General features: G+C 70.9%; 14 protein-coding genes. 6 read left to right on the forward strand and 8 right to left on the reverse strand.

The window, feature by feature from the left end:
- Positions 1 to 267: 267 nt before the first annotated feature.
- The 3 genes from QE399_RS19075 (at position 268) to QE399_RS19085 (ending at position 3,316) form a co-directional block, all read left to right on the forward strand.
- Positions 268 to 1,905, forward strand: a complete 1,638-nt coding sequence (locus QE399_RS19075; protein ID WP_309831259.1) for a sensor histidine kinase — start codon at positions 268 to 270, stop codon at positions 1,903 to 1,905.
- The gene (locus QE399_RS19080) at positions 1,902 to 2,585 is read left to right on the forward strand and encodes a response regulator transcription factor (RefSeq protein WP_309831261.1); all 684 of its coding nucleotides are present in this window, start codon (positions 1,902 to 1,904) and stop codon (positions 2,583 to 2,585) included. Before QE399_RS19075 ends, QE399_RS19080 begins: the two co-directional genes overlap by 4 nt.
- A gap of 227 nt (positions 2,586 to 2,812) precedes the next feature.
- Entirely contained in the window at positions 2,813 to 3,316 is a 504-nt protein-coding gene (locus QE399_RS19085) for an SgcJ/EcaC family oxidoreductase (RefSeq protein WP_309831263.1), read from the forward strand.
- Between the two features lie 121 nt (positions 3,317 to 3,437).
- Here the strand turns inward: QE399_RS19085 and QE399_RS19090 are convergent, their stop codons facing one another.
- From QE399_RS19090 to QE399_RS19125, 8 genes are all read right to left on the reverse strand, one after another.
- Positions 3,438 to 4,859, reverse strand: a complete 1,422-nt coding sequence (locus QE399_RS19090; protein WP_309831265.1) for a sulfite reductase subunit alpha — start codon at positions 4,857 to 4,859, stop codon at positions 3,438 to 3,440.
- The gene (locus QE399_RS19095) at positions 4,856 to 5,911 is read right to left on the reverse strand and encodes an FAD:protein FMN transferase (RefSeq protein ID WP_405044148.1); all 1,056 of its coding nucleotides are present in this window, start codon (positions 5,909 to 5,911) and stop codon (positions 4,856 to 4,858) included. Before QE399_RS19095 ends, QE399_RS19090 begins: the two co-directional genes overlap by 4 nt.
- A 41-nt stretch (positions 5,912 to 5,952) precedes the next feature.
- Positions 5,953 to 6,756 (reverse strand): DUF4198 domain-containing protein, encoded by an 804-nt coding sequence (locus QE399_RS19100; protein ID WP_309831267.1) that lies wholly within the window; start codon positions 6,754 to 6,756, stop codon positions 5,953 to 5,955.
- A gap of 48 nt (positions 6,757 to 6,804) precedes the next feature.
- Positions 6,805 to 7,344 (reverse strand): DUF2271 domain-containing protein, encoded by a 540-nt coding sequence (locus QE399_RS19105; RefSeq protein WP_405043957.1) that lies wholly within the window; start codon positions 7,342 to 7,344, stop codon positions 6,805 to 6,807.
- Positions 7,345 to 7,362: 18 nt separating this feature from the next.
- Positions 7,363 to 7,992: a PepSY-associated TM helix domain-containing protein gene (locus tag QE399_RS19110; protein ID WP_309831268.1), complete on the reverse strand. Its 630-nt coding sequence runs from the start codon at positions 7,990 to 7,992 to the stop codon at positions 7,363 to 7,365.
- Positions 7,993 to 8,229: 237 nt separating this feature from the next.
- A complete protein-coding gene (locus tag QE399_RS19115; protein ID WP_309831270.1) occupies positions 8,230 to 9,273 on the reverse strand; it encodes a tripartite tricarboxylate transporter substrate binding protein in 1,044 nt (347 codons plus the stop codon).
- Between the two features lie 119 nt (positions 9,274 to 9,392).
- On the reverse strand, positions 9,393 to 10,631 hold the full coding sequence (locus QE399_RS19120) for a CaiB/BaiF CoA transferase family protein (RefSeq protein ID WP_309831272.1): 1,239 nt from the start codon (positions 10,629 to 10,631) through the stop codon (positions 9,393 to 9,395).
- Between the two features lie 41 nt (positions 10,632 to 10,672).
- Positions 10,673 to 11,671 carry a hydroxymethylglutaryl-CoA lyase gene (locus tag QE399_RS19125; RefSeq protein WP_309831274.1) on the reverse strand — a complete coding sequence of 333 codons (999 nt, stop codon included), beginning with the start codon at positions 11,669 to 11,671 and terminating at the stop codon, positions 10,673 to 10,675.
- A gap of 113 nt (positions 11,672 to 11,784) precedes the next feature.
- Between QE399_RS19125 and QE399_RS19130 the strand changes: the two genes are divergently transcribed.
- From QE399_RS19130 to QE399_RS19140, 3 genes are all read left to right on the forward strand, one after another.
- Complete coding sequence (locus QE399_RS19130) at positions 11,785 to 12,699, forward strand: LysR family transcriptional regulator (protein ID WP_309831276.1); 915 nt, start codon at positions 11,785 to 11,787, stop codon at positions 12,697 to 12,699.
- Positions 12,700 to 12,951: 252 nt separating this feature from the next.
- On the forward strand, positions 12,952 to 13,257 hold the full coding sequence (locus QE399_RS19135; RefSeq protein WP_309831280.1) for a winged helix-turn-helix transcriptional regulator: 306 nt from the start codon (positions 12,952 to 12,954) through the stop codon (positions 13,255 to 13,257).
- A gap of 128 nt (positions 13,258 to 13,385) precedes the next feature.
- The gene (locus QE399_RS19140; protein ID WP_309831282.1) at positions 13,386 to 13,745 is read left to right on the forward strand and encodes an FKBP-type peptidyl-prolyl cis-trans isomerase; all 360 of its coding nucleotides are present in this window, start codon (positions 13,386 to 13,388) and stop codon (positions 13,743 to 13,745) included.
- Positions 13,746 to 13,784 lie beyond the last annotated feature (39 nt).

Genomic DNA, 13,784 nt, shown 5'->3' on the forward strand with positions numbered 1-13,784 from the left:
ATTTCAATCCAAATAGGCCTGCAGCCCTTTATCCATAAGCGCAAGCAGCTATTATTTAAATAGCAAACAGAGAGCAGGGTCCGAGCTGCCCTGCGCGAGCGTCAGAACCCGTAGCTGGCGGAGATCCACAGCCGGCGCCCTTCCTGGCTGTGGATGGCGCGGTTGCCGTAGCGCACCGGCGGCGTCTGGCCGTGCACGGCGTAGCCAAGGATGCCAGCGGCCCATAATCCGGCGCACGCCATCCGTCCCTCCCACCCCACGCACCCCATGTACCGCGCCCGCCTCTCCCTCGCGTTCGCCGCGCTCGTCGCACTGGTCGTCATCCAGGCCGCCCTGGTGCACTGGGGCGTGCAGCGCGTGAACGACTACACCCAGCACAGCCGGCTGGCGAGCGACATCCTCACCGAGCTGCTCGACCTGTCCTCCGCCAAGCAGCGGCTGCGCGTATGGGCCACCCAGCAGCTGATGAATGCCGAGGCCGAGCCGCAGGTGCGCACGCGCCTGCTGGAGCAGATGCACGCCAACGCCCACGCGCTGACCGAGCTGGCGCGGCGCGACATGGCGCTGTGGACGCAGATCGCCACGCGCGACGGCATGTCGCTGCCGCAGGAGGTGCCGCAGCTGGTCACCGTGACCGAGCTGCTGGACGAGAACATCCAGGCCGTGGAAGCACGCCTGGCCCAGCTGCAGCCCCTGCAGCCGGATGCGGACTTCGCCGCGGTGTTCGCCGAACTCAACGCCACCTTCGACATGGCCCGCGGGCGCGACCTGCGCGAGCTGATCAATGGCGCCATCGACCGGCAGCGCGCCGCCGTGCCGCTGGCCCGGGCGAATACCGAGCGCGGCCTGGAAGAGCTGCGCCAGCGCGCCATCGCCATGGTGCTGATCACCCTGGCCGTGGCCACTGCGCTGGCGCTGCACCTCAACCGCCGGCTGCAGCGCCCGCTGCAGGGCCTGCTGCAGGGCACGCGCGCCCTGCAGGCCGGCGAGCTCAACCACCGCGTGCCGCTGGCCGGCACGCACGACGAATTCGACCGCGTGGCCCAGCACTTCAACGCCATGGCGGCCGAGCTGCAGCAGCACCGCGCACGTGCCGACGCCGCGCGCCGCGACCTGGAAGACGCCGTGGCCGCCCGCACGCGTGAGCTGAGCGCGGCGCACGATGCGCTGCAAAGCGCCGACCTGCGCCGCCGCCAGCTGTTCGCCGACCTGGGCCACGAGCTGCGCACACCGGCCACCGCCATCCGCGGCGAGGCCGAGATCGCCTTGCGCGGCGGCGACCGGCCGGCCGACGACTACCGCCAGACGCTGCGGCGCATCGTGGGCGGCGTGGACCAGCTCACGCAGGTGATCCGCGACCTGCTGCTGGTGGCCAAGGCCGAGGCCGACCGCCTGGTGATGCAGCCCCGCAGCGTGGCGCTGGCGCCGTTGCTGGCCGACGCGGCCGAGCAGGCCGGTGCGCTGGGAGCCGAGCGGGGCGTGCAGATCGAGAACCGGTGCGCCCCCGGCACGGCGGCACCGCAGGGCGCGGCAGCCGTGGTGCACGCCGACCCCGACCGCCTGCGGCAGGCGCTCATGATCGTGCTGGACAACGCCGTGCGCTATTCCACCGCGGGCGGCACCGTGCAGCTGGCCTGCCGGTGCGAGGGCGACAGCGTGGAGATCACGGTGACGGACCACGGCATCGGCATCGATGCGGACGACGTGCCGCGCGTGTTCGAGCGCTTCGTGCGCGGCCAGCGCGCGCGCGCGCACCGCGCGGACGGCACGGGCATCGGCCTGTCGATCGCGCAGGCCATCGTGGAGGCGCACCATGGCCGCATCGCCATCGCCCGCACGGCCCCCGGCGAGGGCACGCAGGTGTCGCTGACGCTGCCCCTCGCCACCGAAGGAGACAGGGCATGAACATCCTGGTGGTGGAAGACGATGCACGGGTGGCGGACTTCCTGACCCGCGGGCTGCGGGCGGAGGGCTACACGGTGGAGCTGGCCCGTACCGGGCCGGAAGGCCTGGCGCTGGCGCGCGCCGCAGACTCGGGCGTGCTGGTGCTGGACCTGATGCTGCCCGGCCTGAACGGCCTGGAGCTGTGCCAGACGCTGCGCGCCGAGGGCTGCCAGCTGCCGGTGCTGATGCTCAGCGCACTCAACGAGACCGAGGACAAGGTCAACGGCCTGCGCCTGGGCGCTGACGACTACCTGACCAAGCCCTTCGTGTTCGACGAACTGCTGGCCCGCATCGAGGCGCTGCTGCGCCGCGGCCGCGAGCAGCGCCCGCGCGCCACCACGCTGCAGGTGGCCGACCTGGTGCTCGACCGCGAACGCATGCAGGCCAGCCGCGCCGGGCAACCCATCGCGCTCACCGCGAAGGAGCTGGCCTTCCTGGAACTGCTGATGAGCGCGCCGGGCCGTGTCTACAGCCGCGAGCGCATCCTGTCGAACGTGTGGGGCACCAACGAGGACCCGCTGACCAACGTGGTCGATGTGTATGTGCGCCGCCTGCGCGCCAAGATCGACGAAGGCCACGCCGTGGCGCTGCTCAAGACGGTGCGCGGCTTCGGCTACCGGCTCGACGACCAGCCCGACTAAGGCGGCGAAACGGCCCCGCTCCAGCTCGGCCATCCGCCGCTGCGCGGCGTGCTGCCGCGTTCATCCGCCGTTCATTTTTCCGTCATGCGGCCTTCATGCCACGCGCAGGTTCGCGTTCATGCGCGCCCCGAAGAATAGGTTCTGCAACGCCACCGCGGTGCAGCGCCAGCCCCCCCCGGGCCGGCGCGTTCTCAAAACCTACTGCTACACAAAGGGACGCACACACCATGAAGCTGCTTCGACTCTCTCTCTCGGCCGCAGCCCTGACCACGCTCGCCGCCACGGCACCGGCCTTCGCGCAGGGCGCACAGCCCGCCGCCGCCAGCACCGCCGCGCCGGCCTGCGCACCGATCACCGACACGCAGGTCCGCGGCCTGTTCGACCGCTGGAACGCTTCGCTGCGCACGCTGGACCCGGACAAGGTCACCGCCAACTACGCACCGGACGGCGTGCTGCTGCCCACCGTGTCGAACAAGCCGCGCACCACGCCGCTCGAAATCCGCGACTACTTCGTGAAGTTCCTGCAGGCCGAGCCGGTGGGCAAGATCGACAACCGCGTCATCCGCATCGGCTGCAACGTGGCGCAGGACGTGGGTACCTACACCTTCACGTTCAAGGACGGCAAGAGCGTGAACGCCCGCTACACCTATGTGTACGAGCACGTGAACGGCCAGTGGCTCATCGCCCACCACCATTCGTCGGCCATGCCGGAAGTGGCGGCGGCCAAGTAAGCCGCAGCCCTGCGCGGGGCGACGGGCAACATCGCCGGCATGCCCTGCGCAGCCGCTCTGCCCGGCCGGTGCTTCGCCTGCCGGGCTGCACCGTCGCCGCCGCCATGGAGCGTCGTCGGGCTCAGTACACGTCGCGGCGGTAGCGCCCGCTGCGCACCAGGGCTTCCAGCCGCTCGGCGCCCAGCACCTCCTGCAGGGCGGCATCCACCCCCTGCGCCATGCCCTGCAGGCTGCCGCACACATACACCGCGGCCCCCTCTTCTACCCAGGCGCGCAGCGTGCCCGCCGCCTGGACAAGCACGTCCTGTACATACCCGCGCCCGCCGCCATCGCGTGAGAACGCCAGGTCCAGCCGCTGCAGCGTGCCGCCGGCCTGCCAGGCCTCGATCTCTTCACGGTACAGAAAGTCGCAGGCACGCTGGCGTTCACCGAACACCAGCCAGTGCGGCGCCGTGCTGCCGGCCGCGCTGCGCGCGCGCAGGTGGCTGCGCAGGCCGGCGATGCCCGTGCCGTTGCCGATCAGGATCAGCGGCCGGCCGGCGTTGCCCTGCAGGCGGAAGTTGCCGTGGGGCCGCAGGCGCAGCTCCACGGTATCGCCCAGCGCCAGGCCGGCGCACAGCCAGCCCGAGGCCACGCCCGGCCTGCCGTCGTCCCGCACGCTCTGGCGTACGGTCAGGTGCACGCGGCCATCGGCCGGTGCCGAGGCGATGGAATAGTCGCGCGGATGGGCCGGATCGGCCGGCACGCGCACCTGCACCAGATCGCCCGACTCCCAGGCCGTTGCATCCGGCGGCAACGGCCCGGCCGGCTCGAATTCGAGGTGCACCACCGCCCCGCCCTGGCTGCCCGGGTTGAGGTGCCGGCGCGCCACCAGCCGCCACGGCGAGAACGCGGGGGACTGCCAGGACGGGCCGGCCATCGTGTCGAGCGCGGCCACGTGGCCCAGCTGGTGCTGCCAGGACTGCAGCGCCGCGGTGTCGCCGTTGTCCATCTCCACCCGTTCGAACAGCGGCGTGGCGCCCTGGGCGGCGAGCCACGCATCCAGCTGGCGGCCGAAGCCGCAGAAATGCGTGTACTGCCGGTCGCCCAGCGCGAGCACGCCGTAGCGCAGCTGAGGGAGCACATCAGGCGCGGCGCGGCGTTGTGCGCCCATCACCGCATCCTGGAACAGGCCGGCGTTGTCGGGCGCATCGCCTTCGCCGTAGGTGCTGACGATGAACAGCGCCCGCTGCGCGGCGGCGAGGGCGGTGGCATCCACGGCGTCCAGCGGGCACAGCCGCACGGGCTCGCCAGCGGCGTGCAGCAGCCGCGCGGTTTCACGGGCCAGCGCCTCGGCCTGGCCGGTCTGGCTGGCGTAGGCCACCAGCAGCGGCACGGCACCCTCGCGCGCCGCGGCCAGCGAAGCCGCCTCTTGCCGGGCGCAGCGCGCGCGCCGGCGCTCGCGCCAGGCGATGGAGCCGCACATCAGCGCGTACAGCGCCACGGCCGCCAGGGCGGCATACCACCGCAGCGCCGGAACGGCCAGCCCGAACACGGCGGTCATGCCACCAGCGCGTCGAAGGCGGGCGTGGACGCCCACGCCATGCCGTGCGGCGTGCGCTCTCCCAGCAGCAGGGCCAGCCCGTGCTGCTGCGCAAAGACGAGACCGTCAGCCGGGCCCAGCACGGTGATGACGGTCGCCAGTGCATCCGCGTGCATGCATTCGGCATGCAGCACGGTGACGCTGGCGAGCGCATGCTGCACCGGCTCGCCCGTGCGCGGATCGAGCGTGTGCGGGTAGCGGCGGCCGCCCTGCTCGAAGGCGTGCCAGCGGTCGCCCGAGGTGGCGATGGCCCCGCCCCGCAGCGCCAACGCCCGTGGGGCGGAGGCCGGGGACTGCGCCGCCTCCGCCACGGCCACGCGCCAGGGCGTGCCGTCGGGCCGCTGCCCGCTGGCGCGCAGCTCGCCGCCCACCTCGACGAGCGTGTCGCTGAACCCCAGCGATTGCAGGCGCTGCACCACCAGGTCGACCGCGAAGCCCTTGGCGATGCCGCTCAGGTCGAGGCGCAGACCGCCTGGCTGCAACGCCGTGCGGCGGCCGGCATCGAGTGCGAGGCGGCCAAAGCCCACCTGCGCGCGCGCCTGGGCCAGGTGCCCCTCTGTGGGTACGTGCGGCGTGCCATGGGGGCCGAAGCCCCACGCATCGACCAGCGGGCCGATGGTCGGGTCCCACGCGCCGCCGCTGGCCTGCGCCCAGTGGCAGGCGGCCTGCAGCACCTGGAAGAACTCCGGCGACAGCACGTGCCGGCTGCCCGGCGCAGCGCGGTTGAAGCGCGAGAGCTCGGAGCCGGGCGCCCAGTGGCTCATCTGCGCCACCACGCGGGCCAGCGCGTCCTCGATGGCAGCGCGCACGGGTGCCAGAGGCTGGAAGGCCGGGTTGGCCAGCCGCACGCTCCAGGTGGTGCCCATGGTCTCGCCCGCCAGCGTCTGCAGCGCAGCCGGGTCGCCGCGGCGCGGCGCGGCCGGCACGGTGGCCGCACCGCCCTGGGCAAAGGACGCACCGGCGGCCGGCCGGAGCGCCAACGGCGGCGCGGTCAGCGCAGGGGCATAGCGCACGGGCACGGCGCTGGCGCCCCGCGCATGGGCGGGCACAAAGCTCAGGGCAGCACCTCGAACGTGCCCACGTACGACAGGCGGCGCTCCCGGGCCTGCGGCAGCGAGGTCTTGGCGTCCGACGCGTCGGCGTCCACCCAGTACATGCCGGCGGCGGGCCAGGTCACGCTGAACTCGCCCTTGGCATCGGTGGTGGCCTTGATCTCTTCCTTGTGGTCGCGGTAGCGGGTGGCGCCGGGCACCAGCACCACCTCCAGGCCGGGCGCGGGCTGGCCGTCCACGTGGAAGGCGAAGGTGGCCTTGTCGCCCTTGACCAGATCGTTCGGGTGCGTGACGGCCACCAGTTCCAGCCCCTTGCCGGTGGGCTTGACGGGGCTGGGCTTGCCCACGGTGACGAAGGTTTCGATGCGGCCCACCGACTGCGTGACCTTCAGGTCCTGCGCATCGCTCGGCACTTCCGCAGCGAACTTCTCGGCCGTGCCGCGCCAGCGCTTGGCTTGGCCGGCCCGGTCCTTGTAGGTGGCGAACAGGCCATTGCTGACCACGGCCAGCTGGTAGGTGCCGGTCTGCGTCAGGTTCAGGTCGAACACGCTGCGCAGCTTGCCCTTGTGGGCGTTTTCGGGCGCCACGGCGGCGCCGTTCGGCGCGGTGACGACGAGGTTGTCGAGCCCCAGCGGGAAGTGGTTGAAATAGAACAGGTCGTTGGACACCGCCGCATCGACGGTGATCCATTCGGCCTTGGACAGCACGGTGGACGACGGCAGCAACCACACGTTGTGGGCCTGGGCCGTGCCGAGGGCGCCGCAGAGCACGGCGAGGCAGGTGGCGATACGGGTCTTGAAATGCATGGAGGGTCTCCTGGAGGAAGGCGAGGGAACGGGAGGCAGGTGGATGCGTCAGGGCTTGAGGTCGAGCGTGACCTCGCCCAGCTCGCTGTGGCCCTTGGCCCGCAGCTGCTCGCCCTTGGCAGCCGGCCAGGAAAACGGAATCGTCACCAGCTCCCGGCCGCCCACCTCGCGCGCGGCCTCCACCACCAGCTTGTAGTGGCCGGCTGGCAGTTGGGCGAAGGGGTTGGTGCCTTCGGTGAACTGCACCTGGTGCCGGCCCGCGGGCCGCGTGGCACCCGTCACGCCGTCGATGGGCAACGCCAGCTCGCGCCCCGTGCGGCGCCACCACTGGCGCATGTCCTTGAGCCACTTGGCGCCCTCGTCGTTCTTGAGCTTCACGTCGTACCAGACGGCGAGCGTGCTGGCGACGGTGGCGTCGGCGCGTTCGACCCAGATCGCCACGTAGGGGCGGTGGTATTCGGCCACGTCCAGGCGGGGAATCTCCACGCCCACACCCAGGCCCGCGGCAAAGGCCGGCGCGCCCAGGCAGGCGCCCAGCGCCACGGTGGTGCGCAGCGCCATGGGCTGCTGCATCGGTGCATGCTTCATTGGTCGTCTTTCTTCGGTTCAGTGGATCAACAGGAGCGCCAGCAGCAACGGCACGACCAGCCCCGCGCCCACCATGGGCCAGGTGAAGGGCCGGTTGCCCGCATGCATCTTCAGAATGAACAGCCCGGTGAGGCAGAACACCAGGCAGGCGGCGGCAAAGAGGTCGATGAACCAGCTCCATGCGGCGCCGGTGTGGCGGCCCTTGTGCAGGTCGTTGAAGTAGGAGATCCAGCCCCGGTCGGTGCGCTCGTACTCGGCCGCGCCGTCGGCCAGGCCCACGCGCAGCCAGGCATCCCCGCCCGGGCGCGGCAGCGAGAGGTACACCTCGTCGGCCGACCATTCGGCGTCGCGCCCGGCCGTGTCGATCTGCCATTGCGCCTGGGCCCACTGCTGCAGCGCCGCGGGCAGCGGCGCGCGATCCCGGCCCGCGGGCGGCTGCGCGTCGGCCAGCACCGGCGCAGGCACGGTGGCCTGCAGGCTGGTGACGCGCGGCTTGGCCTCGATCTGCCCCGCGTGGTTGAGGGTGAAGCCGGTCACCGCGAAGAGCAGCATGCCGACGAGGCACAGCGCGGAGCTGACCCAGTGCCATTCGTGCAGGATCTTGAGCCAATACGATCGGCGGCGGGCGTCGGGGGAGGAAGGGGGCATGCGGGCGCACCAATGCTGGAATCACGGCGGGACGCGCAGCGGGCGGGCCACTGGCGAAGCGCGGATTCTAGTGCGCCTAAATAATAATGAATTGCATTTACAAATTCTTTACCTGCCCTCCTGCAAAGGAGGAAAGCGCTACGCTGCACGCGCACGCAGGCCCTTCAAATCCAAGCCCAATCGGCCTCTAGCGCCCTATACATAAGCGCACATAGCTATCATTTAAATAGCATCCGGTCAATCGATGCTGACGCGCGCCGCCTTCACCACCTGCGCCATGCGCGTGGCCTCGCTGCGAAAGAAGGCGGCGGCGGCCTCCGGCGGCGTGAGCTTGATCTCGTAGCCCTGGGCGACCAGCGCATCGCGCGCCTCGGGCATCGCCATCGCAGCTTTGAAGCCCGCGTACAGCCGGTCCACCTCGGCCTTGGGCAGGCCGGCCGGGCCGATGGGCGCGATCCATCCCTCCAGCTCGAAGCCGGCCACGCCCTGCTCGGCGATCGTGGGCACGCCCGGCAGCGAGGGTACGCGCGTGGCCGTCGTCACGCCGATCGCCCGCAGCGCCCCCGATTTGATGTGTGCCGCCGCCGGCGCGACGGCCACCACGGCCAGCTGCACCTGGCCGCCCAGCACGTCGTTCATGAGCGGGCCCATGCCCTTGTACGGGATGTGCTGGATCGCCAGCTGGGCCTGGTCCACGAACATGGCCGCGCCCAGGTGCAGGATGGTGCCGTTGCCGGACGAGCCGTAGTTCAGCGTGCCAGGCCTGGCCTTGGCGTAGGCGATGAGCTCCTGCACGTTCTTCGCCGGGACGCCGGGGTGGGCCACCAGAACGAAGGGCGTGGCGCCCAGGATGGTGATGGGCGTGATGTCGGCCAGCGAGTCGAACGGGATGTTGCGGTACACGCTCGGGTTCACCACATGGTTGTTGGAGACCACGCCGATCACTGAGCCGTCCTTGGGCGCGCGCACGATCTGCGCCGTGCCGGTGACGCCGCCCGCACCGGGCAGGTTCTCGATCACGACCGGTTGGCCGAGCGCCTTGGCCAGGCTGTTGCTGATGGCGCGCATGGCGCCGTCCGCGCCCGAGCCGGCCGACAGCGGCAGGATCACCCGCAGCGGCTTGTCACCGGGCGGCTGGGCCCACGACAGGCCCGGCCGGCCGATGGCAGCGGCGCCCAGCACGGCTGCACCGCCGGCCAGCAGATGGCGGCGGCGGACCGGCACGCGATCGGACACCGCAGAACGCCCGGTGGCCGAAGAAGGGGAAAGGGGGTGCGTCATGTCTTGTCTCCGTTGTCGTTATCGATCTGTTCGGGGGCTGCTCGATCGTCGGCCGCGCTGGGTGCCCCCCACCGTTGGCGGCCGCAGGTGACGGCCTGCGGTCGCGGGTGCGTGGGCTGCTAGGCCACGGCGGCCACCTCGTGCAGCGCGGCGATGGCCTGCGGTGTGTAGCCCAGGCCGGCCAGCAGTTCCTGCGTGTGCTGGCCCAGCTGGGGCGGGTCCAGGCGCACGCCCATGCGCTGGCCGCCCAGGCGCAGCGGCAGCAGCGTGACCCGGGCCGTGCTGCCGGCCCGTTCGCCGTCGGGCAGCGTCACGTCGGCCAGGCCGCCGGTGGCGTTCAGGTGCGGGTCGTCGAAGAGCTGCTCCGGCCGTGCGATCGGCGCGAACGGCAGGCCATGGCGCTCGAAAATCGCGGCCAGCTCCTCGGCCGTGTGCAGGGCCAGGCGGCGGCGCAGTTCGGGCAGCAGCGTGGCACGGGCGCGCACGCGGTCGTTGTTGGTGGCCAGGCCAGGGTCGGCCTGCAGGTCGGCGTAGCCCATGGCGCCGCAGAAGGTGAGCCACTGCGCGTCGCTCACCGCCGCCAGGAAGATCTGCCCGCCGTCCTTTACGCTGAAGACGTCGTACACCGCCCAGGACGAGATGCGGTCGGGCATGGGGGCCGCAGGCTGGCCGGTGACGGCGTACTGCATCATGTGCTGGCCCACCAGGAACACGTTGTTCTCGAACAGGGCGGAGTCCACCTCCTGCCCTCGCCCGGTCACGCCGCGCTGCATCAGCCCCGCCATGGCGCCGATGGCGCCGAACATGCCGCCCATGATGTCGTTCACGCTGCTGCCGGCGCGCAGCGGGTCGCCGGGGCGGCCGGTCATGTAGGCCAGGCCACCCATCATTTGCACCACCTCATCCAGCGCGGTCCGGTGCTCGTAGGGGCCGGGCAGAAAGCCGGTGTGGTTCACATAGATCAGCCGCTCGTTCAGGCGCGAGAGCGCGGCGTAGTCCAGCCCGTACTTGGCCATCACGCCGGGCTTGAAGTTCTGCGCCACCACGTCGGCCGACGCGGCCAGGCGGATCGCCACCTCCAGCCCCTCGGGCTTGCGCAGGTCCAGCGCAATGCTTTTCTTGTTGCGGTTGAACATGGGGAAGAAGCCCGCGCCCGCGCCCAGCAGGTGGCGCGTGCGGTCGCCGTCCACGGGCTCGACCTTGATGACCTCGGCGCCCAGGTCGGCCAACACCATGCCGCAGGTCGGGCCCATGACCATGTGGGTGAACTCGACCACGCGCAGGCCCGCCAGAGGCAGGCGGGCAGCGGCGTTGTCTGCGGGGTGTGCGGAGGCGTTGTCGGTGGCGGCAGATGGCATGGCAGGTTTGATCGGCAGAAAAAAGAGGACGCGCGGGCCGCTCAGGCGGAGATGGCGGCCAGGGTGGCCGGGGCGGCCGGGACCGGCACGACAGCGGCGGCGGGCGCCGCCGTCTTCGGCAGGCCGGCCTGCCACAGCGTACCGTGCAGGGTCTCGCCCTGCAGCCATCCGGCCACCCGCTGGCGCAGCACCAGCAGGGCGGCCACGTCCTGCCCGGTGGCCACGCCCATGCGCTCCAGCATGAAGACGAGGTCCTCGGTGGTCACGTTGCCACTTGCCCCCGGCGCATGCGGGCAGCCGCCGATGCCGGCCAGACAGGCATCGAAGCGGGTCACGCCGGTCCGCCAAGCGGCGTAGGCATTGGCCAGGCCCATGCCGCGCGTGTCGTGGAAGTGGGCGCAGGCCAGGCGCTCGCCCACCAGGGCGCGGGCCTTGCCGAAGAGACGTTCCACGCTGGCCGGATCGGCATAGCCCACGGTGTCGGCCAGGCTGACGCGGTCGGCGCCGGCGTCCAGCAGCGCTTGCATCAGGCGCAGCACCTCGCTTTCGGCCACGTCGCCCTGCAGCGTGCAGCCGAAGGCCGTGCCCACCCCACCCTCGATCAGCGTGCGGCTGCCGGCGGCGTCGCGCGCGGCGCGGATGCGGGCCACCTCGGCCACCACCTCGTCCGGCGTCTTGCGCAGGTTGGCCAGGCTGTGGGCTTGGCTGGCGGACAGCGGCACCACCATCAGGTCGGCGCCGCAGTCGATGGCGCGCTCGGCACCTTTCAGGTTGGGCACCAGCACCGAGGCGACCAGGCCCGGCAAGGTCTTGGCATGCGCCAGCACCTCGGCCGTGTCGCCCAGTTGGGGCAGCAAACGGGCAGGCACGAAAGAGCCCACCTCGATCTCGCGCTGGCCTGCGGCGTAGGCGGCGTCGATCCATGCCGTCTTGAAGCCCGTGGGCACGATGGTGGCGATGCTCTGCAGGCCGTCGCGCAGGCCCACTTCGCGCACGATCGCACAGGGACGCGCGCTGGGCGCGGTGTCGGGGGGCAGCATGGTGGTCTCCGTGGAATGCTTGTACGGACCATTCTAGGAATTCCAAACCCACCCATTTCATCTATTTAAGAAGGCTTAAGCTTCCGAAACGGAAACCCTGGAGTGAGCTCGCGATGCGCCCCCTGGACCTGCATACCCTGAAGCTGTTCGTCGCCGTCTGCGAACACCGCAACATCGCTCGCGCGGCCGAGCAGGAGGCCATCGTCGGGTCGGCCGTGAGCAAGCGGCTGGCGCAGCTGGAGGACACGGTGGGCACGCCGTTGCTGGTGCGCCGGCGGCACGGCGTCGCCCCCACGCCCGCAGGCGAAACGCTGCTGGAGCATGCACGGGACCTGCTGGCCAGCGTGGGCCGTATCGAGCGTGACATGGCCGCCTTCGCCACCGGCATCCGCGGCCACGTGCGCATGCTGGTCACTGCGTCGGTGATGGCCGAGTCGCTGGCGGAGGACGTGGCCGCCTTCCTGCACGACCCGGCGCACCGCGACATCCAGGTGAGCATGGAAGAGCGGGTGAGCCCGGAAGTGGTGCGCGGCATCCGCGAAGGCAGCGCGTCCGTCGGCATCTGCTGGGATGCGGCCGACCTGCAGGGCCTGGAGACGCGCAGCTACCGCAACGATCACCTGGCCATCGTCGCGCACCCCAGTCACCCGGTCGCGCAGCAGCCCAGCGTGCGCTTTGCCGACGTGCTGGAGCACGAGTTCGTCAGCATGCCGGCGCTCAGCGCCGTGCAGGTGCTGCTGGCCCGGGCTGCGGCGGTCGAGGGCAAGACGCTGGCGCATCGGGTGTTCGTCTCCAACTTCGACGCGGCCCTGCGCGTGGTACGCGCCAACCTGGCCATCAGCGTGGTGCCGCGCGAGGTCGCCCAGCCGTTTGCCGCAGCCACCGGCGTGCGCGTGGTGCCGCTGAGCGACCCGTGGGCGCAGCGGCGCTTCGCCATCTGCTTTCGCGACGCGGCCCAGCTGGCGCCGGCCGCCCGGCTGCTGGTGCAGCACCTGGAGGGCGCCTCGCTGCGTATGGACGGGCTCTAAGAAGCTGTTCCAAGCCCACGTTTTCATCACGCGGCGGCGGCGGTACGCCGGACCAATCGGACCCGCGTGGCACCGCCGCAACAGTTGCCATCCTTCGCGGTTTTTTACAGTCTGGCGCAAGTAGGCCCTTCGTCGAGAGCTATTAAACTTGTAGCAAAATCGTTTACACGCTATATTGATAGCGTTTACGCGGGCTCCTCTGTTCGGTGCAGCGGTCCGCACGTTCTTACTACTGAGCAAGGAGAAGCGTCCATGAGCTCCAAGGAAAACGCCGCCATCAACCAGCTGTTCGAGAAGCTCGAATGCCGCTATGCGTTGCGCGTGCTGTGGGCCCTGCGCGATGGCCACCCCCAGACCTTCCGTCTGCTGCAGGACAGCGTGGGCGGCATCACGCCCAACACCCTCAACACCCGCATCAAGGAATTGCGCGAAGCCGGCCTGCTGGACCACGGCAGCGACGGCTATACCGTGACGCCCTCCGGTGTCGACCTGCTCAAGCGCCTCTCGGACGTGCAGGCCTTCGCCACCCGCTGGGTCGCTGCCCGCGTCAAGAAATAAGACGGCTGCCGGCGGTCACCCGCCCCGCTCGGCCCGCCACCCGGCGGGTTTGGTCTTTTTAGGGCTCCAGCGCACGGCTGATGTGCGGTTACAGCTCTCTTTTCCATAGCACCATCCAAGGATCTTCCATGGCATTCACCACCACCCCCTCCGGCCTGCAGTACGAAGACACCGTCGTCGGCGAAGGCGCCGAAGCCACGCGCGGTCACCATGTGCGCGTGCACTACACCGGCTGGCTCTACAACGACGGCCAGCAAGGCGCCAAGTTCGACTCCAGCCGCGACCGCAACGATCCCTTTGAATTCGGCCTGGGCGCCGGCATGGTCATCAAGGGCTGGGACGAAGGCGTGCAAGGCATGAAGATCGGTGGCCAGCGCACCCTCATCATCCCCGCGGCCCTGGGCTACGGTGCCCGCGGCGCCGGCGGGGTGATTCCTCCCAATGCCACGCTGAAGTTCGACGTGGAACTGCTGGGCGTGGGCGGCTGAGCGCTGCCCGTCGGCTCCCCAGAGCGGCCTGCGGGCCGC

The sequence above is a fragment of the Paracidovorax wautersii genome, from assembly GCF_031453675.1.
In the GTDB taxonomy this organism is placed as follows: domain Bacteria; phylum Pseudomonadota; class Gammaproteobacteria; order Burkholderiales; family Burkholderiaceae_C; genus Paracidovorax.

What these genes read in the sequence shown, in the direction of transcription:
- QE399_RS19125 (WP_309831274.1), bottom strand. Translation starts at nt 11,671, where the DNA reads ATGCTGCCCCCCGACACCGCGCCCAGCGCGCGTCCCTGTGCGATCGTG.
- QE399_RS19120 (WP_309831272.1), bottom strand. Translation starts at nt 10,631, where the DNA reads ATGCCATCTGCCGCCACCGACAACGCCTCCGCACACCCCGCAGACAAC.
- QE399_RS19075 (WP_309831259.1), top strand. Translation starts at nt 268, where the DNA reads ATGTACCGCGCCCGCCTCTCCCTCGCGTTCGCCGCGCTCGTCGCACTG.
- QE399_RS19080 (WP_309831261.1), top strand. Translation starts at nt 1,902, where the DNA reads ATGAACATCCTGGTGGTGGAAGACGATGCACGGGTGGCGGACTTCCTG.
- QE399_RS19135 (WP_309831280.1), top strand. Translation starts at nt 12,952, where the DNA reads ATGAGCTCCAAGGAAAACGCCGCCATCAACCAGCTGTTCGAGAAGCTC.
- QE399_RS19085 (WP_309831263.1), top strand. Translation starts at nt 2,813, where the DNA reads ATGAAGCTGCTTCGACTCTCTCTCTCGGCCGCAGCCCTGACCACGCTC.
- QE399_RS19105 (WP_405043957.1), bottom strand. Translation starts at nt 7,344, where the DNA reads ATGAAGCATGCACCGATGCAGCAGCCCATGGCGCTGCGCACCACCGTG.
- QE399_RS19140 (WP_309831282.1), top strand. Translation starts at nt 13,386, where the DNA reads ATGGCATTCACCACCACCCCCTCCGGCCTGCAGTACGAAGACACCGTC.
- QE399_RS19115 (WP_309831270.1), bottom strand. Translation starts at nt 9,273, where the DNA reads ATGACGCACCCCCTTTCCCCTTCTTCGGCCACCGGGCGTTCTGCGGTG.
- QE399_RS19130 (WP_309831276.1), top strand. Translation starts at nt 11,785, where the DNA reads ATGCGCCCCCTGGACCTGCATACCCTGAAGCTGTTCGTCGCCGTCTGC.
- QE399_RS19100 (WP_309831267.1), bottom strand. Translation starts at nt 6,756, where the DNA reads ATGCATTTCAAGACCCGTATCGCCACCTGCCTCGCCGTGCTCTGCGGC.
- QE399_RS19110 (WP_309831268.1), bottom strand. Translation starts at nt 7,992, where the DNA reads ATGCCCCCTTCCTCCCCCGACGCCCGCCGCCGATCGTATTGGCTCAAG.
- QE399_RS19090 (WP_309831265.1), bottom strand. Translation starts at nt 4,859, where the DNA reads ATGACCGCCGTGTTCGGGCTGGCCGTTCCGGCGCTGCGGTGGTATGCC.